At 60.8% G+C, this 15,340-nt stretch carries 20 protein-coding genes, 1 tRNA gene and 1 pseudogene; 14 read left to right on the forward strand and 8 right to left on the reverse strand.

What is annotated here, in order from left to right; all coding sequences use genetic code 11:
• Nucleotides 1-2 precede the first annotated feature (2 nt).
• From AC6CIG_RS06675 to AC6CIG_RS06700, 6 genes are all read left to right on the forward strand, one after another.
• Nucleotides 3-752 carry an NUDIX hydrolase gene (locus AC6CIG_RS06675; RefSeq protein WP_127712208.1) on the forward strand — a complete coding sequence of 250 codons (750 nt, stop codon included), beginning with the start codon at nt 3-5 and terminating at the stop codon, nt 750-752.
• Between the two features lie 176 nt (nt 753-928).
• Nucleotides 929-1,846, forward strand: coding sequence for a PhzF family phenazine biosynthesis protein (locus AC6CIG_RS06680; RefSeq protein WP_127712207.1), 918 nt, complete (start codon nt 929-931; stop codon nt 1,844-1,846).
• 126 nt (nt 1,847-1,972) lie between these two features.
• Nucleotides 1,973-2,048: transfer RNA gene (locus AC6CIG_RS06685), tRNA-Lys, on the forward strand.
• 434 nt (nt 2,049-2,482) lie between these two features.
• A complete protein-coding gene (locus AC6CIG_RS06690) occupies nt 2,483-3,382 on the forward strand; it encodes a glycosyltransferase family 2 protein (protein WP_437412824.1) in 900 nt (299 codons plus the stop codon).
• Nucleotides 3,383-3,562: 180 nt separating this feature from the next.
• Complete coding sequence (locus AC6CIG_RS06695) at nt 3,563-4,558, forward strand: Tim44 domain-containing protein (RefSeq protein WP_127712117.1); 996 nt, start codon at nt 3,563-3,565, stop codon at nt 4,556-4,558.
• 228 nt (nt 4,559-4,786) lie between these two features.
• On the forward strand, nt 4,787-5,509 hold the full coding sequence (locus AC6CIG_RS06700; RefSeq protein WP_127712116.1) for a pentapeptide repeat-containing protein: 723 nt from the start codon (nt 4,787-4,789) through the stop codon (nt 5,507-5,509).
• A gap of 19 nt (nt 5,510-5,528) precedes the next feature.
• Here the strand turns inward: AC6CIG_RS06700 and AC6CIG_RS06705 are convergent, their stop codons facing one another.
• The 3 genes from AC6CIG_RS06705 to AC6CIG_RS06715 form a co-directional block, all read right to left on the reverse strand.
• Nucleotides 5,529-5,813 carry a hypothetical protein gene (locus tag AC6CIG_RS06705; protein ID WP_127712114.1) on the reverse strand — a complete coding sequence of 95 codons (285 nt, stop codon included), beginning with the start codon at nt 5,811-5,813 and terminating at the stop codon, nt 5,529-5,531.
• Nucleotides 5,810-6,139, reverse strand: a complete 330-nt coding sequence (locus tag AC6CIG_RS06710) for a hypothetical protein (protein WP_100674862.1) — start codon at nt 6,137-6,139, stop codon at nt 5,810-5,812. Before AC6CIG_RS06710 ends, AC6CIG_RS06705 begins: the two co-directional genes overlap by 4 nt.
• A 203-nt stretch (nt 6,140-6,342) precedes the next feature.
• Nucleotides 6,343-7,032: a LexA family transcriptional regulator gene (locus AC6CIG_RS06715; RefSeq protein ID WP_164867055.1), complete on the reverse strand. Its 690-nt coding sequence runs from the start codon at nt 7,030-7,032 to the stop codon at nt 6,343-6,345.
• A gap of 135 nt (nt 7,033-7,167) precedes the next feature.
• Between AC6CIG_RS06715 and AC6CIG_RS06720 the strand changes: the two genes are divergently transcribed.
• From AC6CIG_RS06720 to AC6CIG_RS06730, 3 genes are all read left to right on the forward strand, one after another.
• A complete protein-coding gene (locus AC6CIG_RS06720; RefSeq protein ID WP_127712109.1) occupies nt 7,168-7,704 on the forward strand; it encodes a helix-turn-helix domain-containing protein in 537 nt (178 codons plus the stop codon).
• A gap of 122 nt (nt 7,705-7,826) precedes the next feature.
• Nucleotides 7,827-8,444 carry a hypothetical protein gene (locus AC6CIG_RS06725; RefSeq protein ID WP_018095318.1) on the forward strand — a complete coding sequence of 206 codons (618 nt, stop codon included), beginning with the start codon at nt 7,827-7,829 and terminating at the stop codon, nt 8,442-8,444.
• 245 nt (nt 8,445-8,689) lie between these two features.
• Nucleotides 8,690-9,055, forward strand: a complete 366-nt coding sequence (locus AC6CIG_RS06730) for a BA14K family protein (protein WP_026168639.1) — start codon at nt 8,690-8,692, stop codon at nt 9,053-9,055.
• A gap of 12 nt (nt 9,056-9,067) precedes the next feature.
• Here the strand turns inward: AC6CIG_RS06730 and AC6CIG_RS06735 are convergent, their stop codons facing one another.
• The 3 genes from AC6CIG_RS06735 to AC6CIG_RS06745 all read right to left on the reverse strand — a co-directional run bounded on the left by AC6CIG_RS06735 (nt 9,068) and on the right by AC6CIG_RS06745 (nt 11,162).
• Nucleotides 9,068-9,247 carry a hypothetical protein gene (locus AC6CIG_RS06735; RefSeq protein WP_018095316.1) on the reverse strand — a complete coding sequence of 60 codons (180 nt, stop codon included), beginning with the start codon at nt 9,245-9,247 and terminating at the stop codon, nt 9,068-9,070.
• A gap of 163 nt (nt 9,248-9,410) precedes the next feature.
• Nucleotides 9,411-9,611 carry a hypothetical protein gene (locus AC6CIG_RS06740; protein ID WP_018095315.1) on the reverse strand — a complete coding sequence of 67 codons (201 nt, stop codon included), beginning with the start codon at nt 9,609-9,611 and terminating at the stop codon, nt 9,411-9,413.
• A 1,143-nt stretch (nt 9,612-10,754) separates the two neighbouring features.
• Nucleotides 10,755-11,162, reverse strand: coding sequence for a hypothetical protein (locus AC6CIG_RS06745; protein ID WP_127710994.1), 408 nt, complete (start codon nt 11,160-11,162; stop codon nt 10,755-10,757).
• A 170-nt stretch (nt 11,163-11,332) separates the two neighbouring features.
• Here AC6CIG_RS06745 and AC6CIG_RS06750 point away from each other — a divergent pair, with 170 nt between their 5' ends.
• Nucleotides 11,333-11,698, forward strand: coding sequence for a hypothetical protein (locus AC6CIG_RS06750; RefSeq protein ID WP_127711114.1), 366 nt, complete (start codon nt 11,333-11,335; stop codon nt 11,696-11,698).
• On the opposite strand, the gene AC6CIG_RS06755 is transcribed toward AC6CIG_RS06750, so the two are convergent.
• Nucleotides 11,695-12,099, reverse strand: coding sequence for a hypothetical protein (locus tag AC6CIG_RS06755; RefSeq protein WP_018095312.1), 405 nt, complete (start codon nt 12,097-12,099; stop codon nt 11,695-11,697). The genes AC6CIG_RS06750 and AC6CIG_RS06755 overlap by 4 nt on opposite strands.
• Before the next feature lie 337 nt (nt 12,100-12,436).
• Between AC6CIG_RS06755 and AC6CIG_RS06760 the strand changes: the two genes are divergently transcribed.
• Nucleotides 12,437-12,592, forward strand: a complete 156-nt coding sequence (locus AC6CIG_RS06760) for a DUF3309 family protein (RefSeq protein ID WP_020487478.1) — start codon at nt 12,437-12,439, stop codon at nt 12,590-12,592.
• Nucleotides 12,593-12,617: 25 nt separating this feature from the next.
• Here AC6CIG_RS06760 and AC6CIG_RS06765 read toward each other — a convergent pair whose 3' ends face one another.
• Nucleotides 12,618-12,959 carry a GFA family protein gene (locus AC6CIG_RS06765; RefSeq protein WP_127710996.1) on the reverse strand — a complete coding sequence of 114 codons (342 nt, stop codon included), beginning with the start codon at nt 12,957-12,959 and terminating at the stop codon, nt 12,618-12,620.
• 142 nt (nt 12,960-13,101) lie between these two features.
• Here AC6CIG_RS06765 and AC6CIG_RS06770 point away from each other — a divergent pair.
• The 3 genes and pseudogenes from AC6CIG_RS06770 to AC6CIG_RS06780 form a co-directional block, all read left to right on the forward strand.
• Nucleotides 13,102-13,455, forward strand: a pseudogene (locus tag AC6CIG_RS06770) (terminase large subunit domain-containing protein); the annotation flags it as partial.
• 68 nt (nt 13,456-13,523) lie between these two features.
• Complete coding sequence (locus tag AC6CIG_RS06775; RefSeq protein WP_498322549.1) at nt 13,524-14,822, forward strand: hypothetical protein; 1,299 nt, start codon at nt 13,524-13,526, stop codon at nt 14,820-14,822.
• Entirely contained in the window at nt 14,823-15,308 is a 486-nt protein-coding gene (locus tag AC6CIG_RS06780; protein ID WP_127711000.1) for a hypothetical protein, read from the forward strand.
• Nucleotides 15,309-15,340 lie beyond the last annotated feature (32 nt).

Below are 15,340 nucleotides of genomic sequence, written 5' to 3' on the forward strand. Positions count from 1 at the left end.
AGATGACCTTACTGGAAACCAGCCAGGGGCAATGGCCTCTCGACGGGACGATCTTCCCGGTCTCGGAAATCGATATAGAGGTCTCGCCCGAGCCCCATCCGTTCCATCTGGCAGAGGCGGATCGGGCGCGCGAAAGCTGGCAGCGGGAAATCGCCGCGAACCCACACCTTTTCGACGGCCGGATGGTACTGCAGAGGTCGGTCCGGATCACGGACGGGCGCATCAGCGCGCGAGCCCATATCGTTCCCTATTCGACCTTTCTCTGGTGGCGGAAAACGAGAGCGGCGGGCGCGAGCCATATCTTTGGCATGCCGATGCTCGTCTCTTCGGACGGCGCCTTGATCGCCATCCGCATGGGTGCGCACACGGCCAATCCGGGCCGGGTCTATAGCCCCGGCGGTTCGCTGGAGCCGGAGGACATCATCGACGGGCGCTGCGACGTCGCGCGCAACATCGCGCGCGAGGTCATGGAGGAAACCGGCATCTCGCTTTCCGAGGCGATCGCAGAACCGGGCTGGCACGCCATCCGCATGGATGGCACCCTTACCGTTTTCCGCGTTTTCCGATTGGCGGCCACGGCGGAGGAAATCCTTGCGCGGGTGGCGGCGCATGTTGCTGCCGATCCCCATCCCGAGATCGACGAGGCGGTGGCGATCCGAGGGCCAGAGCCGACCGCACATAATTATCCGCCGTTCATTCCACCCATACTTGAATGGCTTTTTGCGCGTAGCCGCGTGCAGCAGATGGCGTGAAGGAACGTCGCCGCGGGCATTTTGCCTTGCCGCCGGGCCGCTGGCGTTGCAAGGTCGCGAGCGGTGCGGCACAGCAGAGTTTTGACCCGACGTCGCGGCGTCGGCAGACGGGATCTTCGTAATACCGCGCTACCCGGACCTAATCCACAACGACCCGGACCAATAAGGGGACATGTATGGCACGGCGTTACGCGATCTACGATGTCTTCACCGAGAAACGGCTGGCGGGCAACCCTCTTGCAGTGGTGTTCGAGGCCGAGGGGCTTGCCGAGGAAGCCATGCAGGCGATCGCCCAGGAGTTCAACCTTTCCGAAACGGTTTTCATCCTGCGGCCCGGCAACGCCGCCCATTCCGCCCGGCTTCGGATATTCACGCCGGCACACGAACTGCCCTTCGCCGGACACCCGACAGTCGGAGCGGCCGTAGCAATTGCGGAAGCGGCCTACGGGGAGGCCAACAGTGCGCTCGAACTGATGCAGGTACTGGAAGAAAGCGTGGGGCCGGTCCGCGCTGCCGTCAGGCTGAAGCCGGGAGCGGCGACCTTCGCCGAATTCGACCTGCCGCGCAAACCGATCCGGCTCCACGCGCAGTTGGACCGGCAGGAGATCGCCGACGCACTTGCGCTCAAGACCACGCAGGTCGGCTTTGAAAATCATGTGCCGTCGTTCTGGAGCGCCGGCGTTCCCTTCGTCATGGTGCCCCTCCATGACGTCGGCGCGGCCGCTTCGGTTGAATTCGATCCGCAGCGCTGGGAGCACCTGGCACCGCTTGGCGAGGGCCGGCTCGCTGCAGCCTATCTCTACTGTCGCGGCGGCATCAATCATACAGCCCGCTTTCATGCCCGGATGTTCGCCCCCGGCATGGGCCTCGTCGAAGACCCGGCAACCGGCTCGGCCGCGGCCGCTCTTTCAGGCGCCATCAACTTCTTCGACGGCCTGGTCGATGGCCACCACCCCATGCTGATCGAGCAGGGGGTCGAAATGGGCCGCCCTTCCTTCATTCATCTGCATCTGGACATAGCGGAGGGCAAGATCGCGAGCGCGCGGATAGGCGGCCATGCCATAAAAGTTGCCGAAGGGGAGCTGACGGTCTGAAGTGGCGGCGAAGGACGCACGAATGCACCGCGCTGAAATTTTTGCAGAAAACTTGCAAACGGCGCTGGACAAGCCCGGCGAACGCCATTATACGCCCCACCAGACCGCAGCGAAGCGGTTCCGGTCGGGTGATTAGCTCAGTTGGTAGAGCAGCTGACTCTTAATCAGCGGGTCCACGGTTCGAGCCCGTGATCACCCACCAAAAACCTCAAATTCTCTGGGAATGCAGCAATGGTTCGGCCTACGCCCTGATGGCTCGGGCTCAGCTGACGAGCGGATTGCGCATAGCCGCTCTGCCATGACCGGCGGGAGCACATTCCGGGAAAGATCAAGAACTTCGTCAAGCTTGGCAGCCGGACCCTGCGACCGCGGCACCCGCTTGCATTCTAGGCCGACGGTTCTGCCCTCAACCGGCGCAAGCTTCGCAGTTGCGGCGGAGTTGAATTCGCGCGCCGATGCCGATAAACGCTTCCTCTCGCAGCGGTCGATCGGGAGCAGACCTTGAAAGAACTTCACTATCCTTTTCGCCGAGCTGAGAGCGAGCGGGTTCGGAGAGGGATATTCGATCGCGTTCTTACCCGTTACGAAACCTACAAGCTGACGGCGCGGGTCCGCAAGCGGAAGCGGACGATCGAGATGTCGTGCCTGACGCCGGGCGGGCAGCGGACGCTCGGCAAAGACGACATCCCGCTCGTGTTCAATACGCATAACGACCGGAAGCTGCTGCCTTCGTTTCTCGCGCACTACCGAAGGCTCGGCGTTACCCGCTTCATCTGCGTCGATGACGTATCGTCGGACGGGACGCGGGACTACCTGCTTGCGCAAGCCGATGTGGACCTTTGGAGCTCGCCGGTGCGGTATCGCGATGCCCGCAGGGGGCGTGAATGGCGAGAGGTTCTGTTCGAGCGCTATGGCTGGAACCGGTGGTATCTGAATGTCGATTCCGACGAGTTCCTGATCTACGAGGATTGCGAGAACCGGCCGCTCGATGCACTTCTGCGGGCGCTGGAAAGCAAAGGGGAAAAGCGCCTCGCAGCCCCGATGCTCGACATGTATCCGATCGGACCGCTCGGGGCTGCCACGCTCGACAGCGATGATGGCCGCATGCCGTGGGAAATCGCCGATCATTTCGACGGCTCCGGATACGAGATCAGCTATACGAAGCGGGCGATCAGCATCACGGGCGGCCCGCGGAAGCGCAAATTCGCCCATCTGCTCGAACTCATCAAATATCCTGTCATCTTCTGGGACAGGGAATGTAGCCTCGGCGTCAGCATTCATCAGCCGTTGCCCTGCGAAAGGAATTTCACCGCCGTCGCCGGTGTGCTGCTGCACTTCAAGTTCTTCTCCGACTACAAGGAAAAGATTGAACAGGCAGTCGCCGACGGGCAGTATTTCGATGCTGCGGCCGTCTACCGCAAGATGTTTGAAGATCTTCAGGAGACCGGTGAGTTCGACTTTTCCGATGCGTGCTCGACGCGGTTCTCGAGTTCCAGGCAGTTGCTCGAACTCGGCTTTATCGGACCCGTGCGCTAGCCGTAGCCGCGTCCGAGGCATCGGGAGGAACGGCGCCAAACGCCTTAATCGGTGGACAGTTTACCGTTAGCTCACACCGAATACGAGGAAAGACGGGGCAGCACTCTTAAATTCCTGCGCCTCTGGCTCTATATGACCTCTTATTGACCGATTGCGGTCGAGAGACAGGGAAGGGTGGAAATGCAGCGTTTCGGACGTGTTCTGGCCATTGCGGCAATCGGTGTTGCGGCGATGATGACGGTGGTCGACGTCGCTGAAGCGAGGCGGGCAGGCGGTGGCTTCGGCTCGCGCGGCAGCCGGACCTTTTCCGCCCCGCCGGTCACTCGGACGGCACCGGCACCGGCCGCGCCGATCGACAGAACCATGACACCGCGGCAGAGCACCCAGCCCTCTACCGCGACCAATCCGGCCAGCCAGAACCGGACCAATGCACGGCCGGGCTTTTTCAATGGTTTCGGCGGATCCATGCTCGGCGGTCTCATGATGGGCGGTCTGATCGGCATGCTGCTCGGCCATGGCATCGGCGGCGGCATCGGCTTCCTCGGCCTGCTGCTGCAGGTCGGCCTCGTCGTTCTGCTGATCTCCCTGGCAATGCGCTTCTTCGGCCGCAACCAGCGTCCGGCCTATTCGGCGCCCGCTGCCTCGGCCCGCTCTTCGGCGGCAGCCGGCGCAGCGCCGTCCTTCCGAATTCCGCGGATAGGTGAAGCCATGGGTGGTGCTGCCACAGGGGCGTCCGCCGCCGCACCGGTACCGGTGCAGACAGATGAGATCAGCGTGGGCCAGGACGATCTCGATCGCTTCGAGGCGATGCTGAAGGATGTGCAGGCTGCCTACGGAGCGGAGGATTATGCGGCGCTGCGTCAGCTGACCACACCCGAAGCCATGTCCTACCTCGCGGAAGAGCTGAGCGACAACGCAACAAAGGGTCTCAAGAACGAAGTCCGCGACGTTCACCTCGTTCAGGGCGACCTCGCGGAGGCATGGAGAGAGAACGGTACCGAATATGCGACGGTCGCCATGCGCTACGAGAGCATCGACGTGATGCGCGACAGGGCCACAGGCAGGGTCGTGAGCGGCAATGCCGACGAGGCGACAGACGCCGTCGAGATATGGACGTTCGCGCGAAAGCCCGGCGCCGACTGGCAGGTATCTGCCATCCAGGGCGTCGAGGCCTGAACGCCCGCCAGCCTGACCGCCGGGCGGCAAGCCTACCACCGGCATCACGATCCGATCAGAAGAAGGCGAAGATCGGCTATTGACGGCGCCGCTCTTTGCCGCTCTTTTCTGACGGGCGGATTCGCCTTAACATCTTGAATTCCGGTTGAGTTCTGCGCGGTGGTTCGTTCAGTCCGGCACGTGTCGGCCTGCTGATCTTTCGCCCGCAGCCGATCGAGGAGCGGCGATATGACGAAGCTTGGCAAGACGGGTGGCAGCGCGCGTACAACGTTCTGCGCTGCGGCGATCACGGTGTGGGCCCTTGCCGCCGGCGTCGCCGCAGCGGCGGATTGCAAGAGCGCTGCGGGACCGGGCACGGACTGGCAGGACTGCAACAAAAAGCAGATCATGCTGGGTGGTAGCGACCTCCCGGGAAGCAATTTGTTCAACACCGATTTTACGATGACCGACCTGCGCGGGGCCAATCTCACGTCCGCTAATCTGGAGAAGGCGACGCTCGTTCGTGCTTCGCTCGCCAGGGCGAAAGCGGACAAGGCGAATTTCAGCAGGGTGGAGGCCTATCGCGGCAACTTTTCAGCCATCTCTGCGGAGAATGCATCCTTCGCAAGTGCCGAGCTGCAGCGCACCGACTTCAGCGGAGCACGGCTGGCAGGCGCCGACTTCGAGAAAGCGGAACTCGGGCGCGCCAATTTCGACAAGGCCGTACTGACGGGCACGCGCTTCGCGATGGCCAACCTTTCGCGCGCCAAGCTGAGCGGTGCGGTTCTCGAAGGACCGATCGATCTGGATCGCGCCTTTCTTTTCCTGACGAGGATAGAGGGCGTCGACCTTTCCAGAGCGTCCGGGCTCACACAGGAACAGGTCGATCTCACCTGCGGTGACGGCGCGACCAAGTTGCCGTCGGGACTGGCCGCGCCCGCTAAATGGCCGTGCCCTCCCGACGACGATTGAAGCGTAAAGGGCGGGCGCTTCAACGATCATCGTTCGGTGCCGCAAGGTCGGCGGATACAAGCCTGAGACCCGGTCGTGCCTGCGGCGACTCCGCGCCGGCTCTCCGTTGCGGCCGATCGTCCTGCGCCGCCGCTTCAGCCAGATCATAGCCGAGAGCGAAGGCGATTTTCCTCAGCATTTCGCGAGCGCGAAACTCATGACGGGCGATGGCCTGGCTTTCGGTGACGAAGTAGGCGGCACTGACCGCCTCGATGAGATTGAGGGCTGCGAGATTGACGACGGCGTATGTCTCGGCGCGGATCACAGGGCGCCTCCGAATTGCTGCCGGGGATTGTGCGTACCGAGCTGCCGCTGGACCTGGCTCGCATCCGCGCCGCTGCCGAACTCACGCTCGCGATCGAGTGCGAAGAAGGCGTCGTCGACGAGATCCGTCGCGGGCCGGGCTTCACGCTGGAAAACATGCCCATCTGCACCAAGATGCCAGGCGAGCGAAGCCAGACTGGAATAGGCGGAGGAGAGAAAGCACTTGAGCGCCATCTGGTTCTGAGCGTCGGTCGAACGGAGAAAGTCGGCGGCGAAGAGTTCGTCGACCTGGCCATGAAGATCGGATCTGATGCGGGGGAGGGACATGTGGCGCTTATTCTCCTCGTATCGCTGCCGGCGTTCGTCCGCCGTGCAATTCTGCCCTGTGTTCACCCAGCATTGCATCCGACACGATACATGTCAACACGAATCGTGTTGATCTCGCTGACATGAGATATGTCGTTGGAGTGCCGGCAAAGGAATTAGCCCGCTGGTCGACTCCCGCCTGAAGATTGGGGGCCTTTGCGTTCTCAGGCGTTGCCGGCGAGCGCGATATAATGGACGGAGTGAACGGTACAGGCTTCGAAGCGCAGTTCCTTATGGGGGTTGAACTGCTCGAGAACCAGCTCGGAGCTGTTGTGGCGCACGAACTTCTTGACGTAGGCCAGCAGGGCCCCGCCTTCTTCCAGCCGAATCTGAGCGATCACGTAGTCGCCTTTCCGGACGCGGCGGCTGGGATCGACGAAGCAGACCTCGCCGTCTTCGTAGCGCGGGTACATCGAATCGCCTGAAACCGAGACCGCATAGGCGCCCGAGATGTCCGAGAGTATCGGCGGCGCCATGACTTCGTACAGCACGTTGCCGTTCATTATGAATTCACCGTCAACCCCGCCGACTGCCTGACCGAAGACCGGGATCTTTTCCCCCTGGCCGATTACCTTGGCGCCGATCCGGGCGTTCGGCGCGTCGACTTCGGCCATTGTCGAGCCGGTCGCGGAGCCGGTGGAGGTTCGGCGGTCGGTACCGGTCAGCAGCCAAAGCGGATCGACATTGAACTTGCGGCCGTAGATCTCCGCTTCGCTGAGTTCGAACTCATTCTGCCCATTCTCGTGGGCGCGATAGGTCGAAGCCACGATGCCCAAGGCATTCGCTGCGTCGGAGGCGAACCGATAGCCCGCTTTGACGCGCGCCTCGCGCAATCTTTCAGCTCTTTCGCTCATGATACGGGACTTAGCAATGTTGATAACATAAATCATGTTGACAACACGACATTATAGATGTCATTGATAAAGTCAAGTCGCGGCTGCGGAGGCACCGCGACCGCTGGGAGCACGGGAAAGGGGAGTTCGAGAACAGTGGCGGAGAATTCGGAACTGGCAAGGCAGACTCGACACTATCGCAGCGTACGGGAGCGGCTGGCTCGCCCGAGCGAAGCGATGGGGCGATCTGCGCGCATCAAAGAACTCGAAGGACAATTGGTCGACCTTGCTTCCGACAACGAAGCGAAAGGACGGCGGATTGCGAGACTGGAAGCCGATCTCGCCGATACGGAAGCGCGGCTGCTCGCGCAGGCCCGAATTCTGCTTGGCAGCCGAGATACCGGTGCGTCGAATGTGGGCGGCCGCGACAGAGCGCCGATCGAGGAAATCGTTGCCGCCGTGCTCGAGGATTTTCCCGGTGTGAGCTGGGACGACATCATCAGTGTGCGCCGGGAGCGCCGGCTGGTGAAGCCGAGGCATGCCTGCATGCGCGCGGTCTATGAGCGCCGCCGGGATCTCTCGCTGGCGGGGATCGGCCGCATCTTCCATAGAGACCACACGACCGTGCTTGCGGTCGTGAATGATGGCGGCGCCGGAAGGCGGACAGCTTCCAGAGATGACACCTTCGGCTGAGCCTTGCGGCGGCTCGCATTCCATACCCACCCTCAGTTCACCCTGAATACCGTCACGTCCCGCCGCTTCACGGCAGGTCGCCCGCAACGGATGTCTCAATCACCACGCTCGAAAGGATTCCCATGTTGACCAAGGCTCAGAAATTGCGTGCAAAGCGCAAGGCACAACTCGGACGGCCGCGGAAGGCCAATGCCGAGCGCTTTGCATGCGGCAAGATAAAGCCGGAGTGGTCCAAACAGGAAAGCGAAAAGGAGGCCATGGCTGTGGCGCTTGCAGCGCGCAAGCGCATGCATGGCCTAGAGACCAGAGGCGCGCTCGCCGGCTACACGCTCGGCCGGCTGTTTCTAGACGGGCGGATTACCGAGCAGCAGCGGGAGGCGGGCGACGACTACGCGGCGACGATGGTGCGCTATTATCATTTGACGGGCATTCCGTTTCCAAGCATCAGGGCCCAGCAAATCGGCCACGTAAGAGGACATGCAAGCGAGCCGAGCGAGGCCCGCGCCGTGAAGGCGAAGAACGCGGCGGAGAGAATGATGAGGCTTGAAGGCCTGTTGCTCGGATGCGAGGAGGGGCGGCAGGTGAAAGCCACCGTCTTCAACGTCTGCGTGATGGATTACGAAGGGTTGAGAATGATGCCGGAAGCCCAATTGGATTGGCTGAAGCGGGGCCTGAATGCCCTCCTCTTCGAAAAGGGCTTGCGCGAATATGGGAAGAAGGATATTTCGCTTACTCCATAATAGGAATAATATCCTATAGCTCGATCCGGCCTAAGCCGGTTCAGACCGTGCCACAAGAATGCCGGGCAAACCGTCGTCCCAAAACCGCTGCACTTTTGGGCGAATAGAGATTAAATGCTTTCAATGCGAAGGTGCCTCGAACCAGTATGTCGAGGCGCATCGACCGTTTCCCGGAGCAGAAAGAAGGTGAGTCCGTGAAAGCTTCAGCAATGCTCGCCTTTGCGGTGATTGCCGTAGCGACAGGTATGCTACCGGCACAAGCCCAGACGTGCAGCACGGGAATTTGCGCCGGTCGTCCCGCGGGCAGCAGCAACCACGATCTCTTCATCGAGAGGGAATACCGCGACTTCCTGCAACAGCGATATCCGAACTACGGCTCCCGCTATCGCGGCAGGGCTCCCGACATCGGCATAGGCCCCGGTGCGACGGTGGGAGGCCCTTCGCCCCGGGCGGTGGACAGATCGCGCCTGCGCCAACGGCAAAGGGGGCAGTTCGACGCCAATGCGCATCTTCGCTGGTGCCAGGAGCGGTACGCCTCGTATCGCGCTGCGGACGACACGTTTCAGCCCTTTGACGGCGGGCGCCGCCGGTGTAACTCGCCTTACAATTAGAGGGGTGACCCCTCAGCGCGTTTTGCGCAGGAGCTTCATTGCGACGTAAGCCGCGGACTGCGCCTGAAGCTGAGTGGCGAACTGACCCTGGGCCGGATAGGTGACGCCGCGATAGCTGAGGACGAAGGCCCAGCGCCCGTTCGTTCGCTTTTCGACCCTGATTTCGGCATCGGGCTTGTTATCTGGACTCACCGCAGTTTTCCTCGTTCGCCATTCAGCGCCGGCATGACCCCGGCGCGAGTAACTTGCGCATCCGGCGGCGGAAAGCAAGAGTTCGCGGCGGTGCCCGGCATGCCTGAAGCGCTGCCTGCCGCACCTGTAAATGGTCCAGTGCAGGTTTGAACGTCGTCCCCGGTTACTCGACGGATTTAACCGGGCCGAAACGCTCCATGACGAACGAAGTCTGGACGCCACCCTGCAGGCGATCGGTCTTTTCAAGTTTTACGCTGGCGAACTGACCGGATTCGGCGAGGGGCGTGCGGTGCCAGGCCGTGGTGACGAACAAGCCGGCACCGACGATGAAACCGACGGCGACATATATCCAAGGATTGCGCATGGACGAAGCTCCTTCTCTCGGGAAGGCAAATGCATTGCGGGCTGTCGTGGTTCCCCGACGATCGGGATACTGGCCTAAATTTCAGTCTCTATAGTAATGTTCAAAGCAATGTGTTTTGCCTCGGCACGAAACGTCGTCCGACATCGAGCAACGATAGCGAACCGATCGCTGCCGTTCATCCGAGACATCATTATCGAAATATATACCCAAGCCCTCAAGCATCAGCCTTTCAGGATTGAAGCAGAGGCCAATGTCTTATGCAAGGAAATTATAATATACATCTGTACAACAAAATTTGAGCAGCCTCTTCATCAAGCAGGCATCCGAGCAGCGGGTTCATAGCGGCCTGCGCGTTGGCAGCAGCAGGCGAACTTACCTCCTGCGGTCCGCCAAGAGACATCGGAGAGATTTTCCGTGGGCAAATCGAAAAACAAGCGCTCTGGGCATGACGAAGGCTTGCGAACCGAGGGGCATTTGCGGTATTCCATAAATCAAGGATAGGAATTTTATCCTCTCAGGGCTTCAGCATCGTGATACCCGCCGCGGCTTGTTTGATCTCCTCGTCCCTGTGCTCGTCACAGGGTCCAGTGAAACCAAGCCTTGGGCCGAAAGAACGCTTCGCGCGCCGCAGACGCGGCGCTGCTGGATTTCTGTGACAAGCACAGAGAGATGAGAGTGGAGCAGGAATTGCAATCCTGCTCCGATCCTGCGGAGGCGACCTCGAAAACGTCCGGCGCTCCTCTCGGCGCGGCGTGCTCCTCACTTCCAATTCATGGTTCACGGCGATGCCGCGCGTTCCAAGACGCCGCGGCGCCGTGTGCGGCCGGCGATGCGCTTCCGCGTCACCCGAATCCGCGAGGCGGATTCTGCGTGAAGACGCGTTGACCCCAAAATCTCGCATGATCCAGGCGCCAGCGGCGCCGGGCGAGTGGGCGGCATCGCCGGCCGCAAATGAATTTGATCCACCGTAATACCCGCGAAACGCAAATGTTCATGAGGAGAAGTCCATGAGTGAAAGGAAGGGCCAGCCCCTCTTGGGCCAACACTTAAACAGGCGTTATCGAGATGGCGGGAACAGGCGGCATCCAACATGCTTTCCCAAGGGATCCGCTTCAGAGACCTGGCTTCGGCGACCGGAGGCGGTTAGCCCAAGTACTCGACTGCTATGACGAGGTTGCCGAAGAGTATCTGCCCCGGGTCGCCTGATACTCTCGGGGTGTAGTAAAGAGGAACGACGCGGGGACGTCCGCTCCAAAGGCGCAACGTAGGAAAACCAGTGTGGCTCACGCAGCAGGCATCCTGCTGCGAGGGGTCGTTCCAAAAGCTGAACGTGTAAGATGAGGCCGACATATCCCGCAACTGGATCACGTGCTCACCGATCGGCACGAAACAATCATCTTCTCCATCGCACCAGCCGCTCGTTTGCTCGAAACTTCTGTCAGGCATTTGAAGCCAGGCCTTCACGAAGTATTGCGGGTCGCCCCGTTCCCCCGCAGAGGCGGAGATCGTCGATGCGGCAATGAGAAAGGCGGTGGCGAGGCTTCGGCGCATATTCCCTCCGTGGCGGTTTCTCTTCGATAAACGAGGCGGCACAGTCCTGTTGCGCCAATCTGATCCGGGATTCTGGCGCAATTATGGATTGCATATGGCGGGAAGATTGTTCCAGAAATTGTGGTCATGAGCTGCCGGCCCGAGAAGGACGAGGAGCGGAGAAATTCATGATGAAAGATCAGAGCGCCATGCCGGAGCCGGAAGCGCCGGACGCGGCGGGCATGCCGGCTGCGAGAGGTGAGGGCAGCCCGCTGGGGAGCAGCTTTCTCGGTGCCGTGCGCGCGGATTTCGCCCAGCATGGCAGCGAGGTCATCGCTCGCATTCGCGACGAGAAGCCGGAAGCCTATCTGAAGCTCGTCGCCTCGGTTCTGCCGAAGGACCTGAGTGCCGCAACCGGCGGGGTTGACGATTTGTCGGACGAACAGATCATCGACCGGATCCGCGCGCTGGACGCTGCGATCCGGCCGCTGCTTCCAGCCAGGAAGAGGGCAGGCGGCCTGCGAAAGCGCGTGCCGCCCGCGAAAGTGCAGCTTTAATGCGTCGGCGCCACTCTTGCCGAGACAGACGCTTCGCTGCTCGAGAAGATGATGACGGCAAAGAGCAGAACGCCGGCGAAAGCGATGAGCGACGAAACGGCGACGATCGGCTCCACGGCCGTGTTTCCGGAAAGCATCAGGTAGAGCGACGGGATCAGGACGGCCACCCCGAAGGTGTAGACCGCGTACTGAATCACCGCCAGCCGCCTTGCCGCCTTTTGAGGATTAAGCGCGTGGTAGCCGCCGAAAATCGCCATGGTTACCCAGCCGAGCAGATTGGCGTGGGCATGGGCGCCCGTTGCGGCATGGTTGCCTGTGATCGACATATGCAGGCCGATCGAAATGCCCAGGATCAAAAAAACAATCGCCGTTCTGAAATAAAGATTTGCAATACGTGGCATCGGTTTCCCCTCCGAGAAAAAAAGAAAATTAGCATGTTCTCATGCGTATGAGAACATGCAGATAAAAGGCCCTTTCACGCCGTCTCGCTGTTCCAGATGTGACAAACCGGAAACGAGGACCAAGCTTCCAAGGAAACTGCCCGTTCTGATTGAGTGTTGCCCGCATACGGGTCGCGTGGGGCGTGGAACATATTCTGACTTCTCGCATTCGTAGGATGAGCGATGTTCTTTGTAGCGCACCCACATCTTCGGAGGCGCGCAAAAGTCGCTGCAGAAACTCGATTTGGCGCGTGATTTCGTTCGCAGAAATTTCGATCGTGCAAGGGAGAACCGCAATATGCTTGGCACCGTCCTCCTCATTATTCTGATCCTGCTTTTGATCGGCGCCATTCCGGCCTGGCCCTACTCGTCCGGCTGGGGATACGGCCCTTCGGGAATTCTCGGCGTTCTGGTCGTGGTCCTGTTGATCTTGCTCTTGATGGGCAGAATCTGAAGGCCCGAGGCACAGAGAGCCGATTTCACCAACTCGCGCCGTCGATAAGGCGGTGCGGGATGTCTTCCCAGACCGAACGATCGAAGACGCGCATGTTGACCCCCATGCGCGGTGAGCTGTGGCCGGCCGGCGACCAGTGGGTTATGCACCCGCAAACGCCGCAGTGATGCATGGTCAAGGTCCTGTCGCCTTGGACATATCCGACGAGCTTTCTTTCAGGATCGGTGATGCTGACCTCGCTGGAAGGGTAATAGCCCCAAAGCGTGCCGAGCCTGCTGCAGAGCGAGCAGTTGCAATCGCCGAGCGTCTCCGGGCGGACGGGGACCGCGACGCGGACCGCCCTGCAATGGCAATGGCCTTCGATCATGATTTTCTCCCATCGGCGCTTCGTATGTCAGCACGGCATTGGGGACATTATTGATCTTATTCCGGCGCAGTCCAGCAAAGACGAAGCGATGCTTACGCCGGCTACGACCGCAATTCGCAAAAATATAGAGGCGTGATCACGGATGAGCGTATCCAACCCATCCGAGGGGACAATTGCGTCCGGCCTTTCCGCGATGCTCAGGGAACAGATGCTGCTGATGGCGGAGCTCCACAGGCGGCAACGGACGAATGTCCTTGCCGCCTACCGGCCCTATGCCAAGCAGCGGGAGTTCCATGCGGCGGGCGCGGCTTTTCGCGAGAGGCTGTTCATGGCCGGCAACCAGCTCGGTAAGACGCTGGCCGGCGCAGCGGAGGCGGCGATGCACCTGACCGGGCGCTATCCCGACTGGTGGCAGGGCCGGCGGTTCGACCGGCCGATCGTCTTGCTGGCGGGTTCGGAGTCCTATGAACTGACCCGCGACGGCGTGCAACGGCTACGCTGCCCTCAATACGATCCGTGTTCTGTTTTGCTATGCCGTCATGTTTGCGTTCATGGATCTTGCCTATGGCAAATTCTTTCATTGGTATATGGCACCATCGTTGGCTTCTGTATGCGACCACGGCGCTGACGCCATTTGCGCGAACGATCCTCGACGACACCAGCGCCGCTGCCGTGAAGACCACGCTCGGCCTTGCGGCAGTGGCGTCGTCCGGATCGGCCTCGGATCTCAGCTCGGGAACGATTTCCGACGCACGGCTTCCGGGCTCGATGGCGGGCAAGAATTTCTCGTCCGGCGTAAGCTTCGCCAATGCGGTTGCTGCCGGGAACACCGATCTTTCGAAGCATATCCAGCTCTACAGCGGTTACGGATTCACGATCACGGGTTCGACCCTGAACTATACGGTCCCGGCCAACTCCTCTCATGTGTGGAACGTCAACGGAACGGAAGTCGGCCGCCTCAATTCCTCGGGCCTGACGCTGGCAACACCGCTTGCGCTCGCCGAAGGAGGTACGGGCTCGACGGACGCCGCGACGGCGAGGTCCAATCTCGGTGCGAACAGCGCTTCCAATCTCACGACCGGAACCATTCCGAACGCCAGAATTGCCGGAGCCTATGACGGCATCACGACGCTCGGCCAGACCGGCACCCATACGATCACCACCCCCGGCGAGGCGATACGTATCGTTGGCCCCGCCTCCACCGACGATCCGTATGTGAGCTTCTATAAGGGGGCCACTCGCCAAGCTTATATCCAGCACACCGACGGCACGGGGGTGAATCAAGGGTTTCGCATTTATAACGATACGGCGACCGGCGGCGACACGGCCCTCACACTGAAGAATTCCGGCGGCGTCGACAGCCTGGAATTCCAGGTCAACGGCGCCGAGCACGTCGTCTATCACTCCGGAAATCTATCCTCGGCCGACCTCAACTCGATCTATGGCTACACGCCGGCGAATTCTGCAAAACAGATCATCGCCGGCAACGGCCTGACCGGCGGCGGCACGCTTGCCGCAGATCGCACCCTGACGCTCGGCACGCCTGGCGACATTACCAACTCGACGACAAACTCCGTCACGTCTACCAGCCACACCCATGCCCTCGGGTTTACTGCGGCGGAGGTCTATGTTGGAACTGGTGCCAACGACACGAGCTTTCCGCTCGGCCATATTGTGGCACTGGGTAACGACGCCAACATTGCACGCAATGCCTCCGGCACCCCCACCCTCCACAATTCGATCAACAGGTACTACGTCCCATCGACCCACCCGAGCGCCGGAGCAGCATTGGCGGGGACCTGGCGCTCACGCGGAGTAGTCAATGGCAACGGCGAGTACAACATCATGCAAAGGGTCGCTTAAATGGAAAAGTCGATTTTCGAGGTGGTCACCGTCCACAAGGTCACGGATACGCCGACCCCTGGCATCTACGACCTTGATCTCACGTTGAGGATCAACGGCGTGGAGGAACGTTTCGAACACTACGTTTCCACACCTGACGACTCGATCGGTGCGAACCCAGCAATCCGTACCTGGATGAAGCAGCATCCGGACTTTCCGGTTCAAAGCTATGTACCGCCGACGACGGAGCAAGTCCGTGCATCGCTTCCGCTACTGACCACCCGTCGGTTTCGTCTAGGCCTCGTCAAGAACGGGTTTACTCCGGCTCAGGTCGCGGCCGCTATTGAGACAATGCAGGAAGGTCCTGAGAAGGAGGTTGCGAAAATTGAGTGGGAATACGCCACCACATTCAACCGCGCGCATCCGCTCATAGACCTCATTGGCACCGCCCTCGGCCTCTCGGACGAGCAGATTGACGCAATGTGGTCCACATCTGCCGACCTCTAGCCTGTCCTGTCACGGATCGACATACAAAGCTG

The sequence above is a fragment of the Sinorhizobium sp. GQ132 genome (assembly GCF_059758575.1).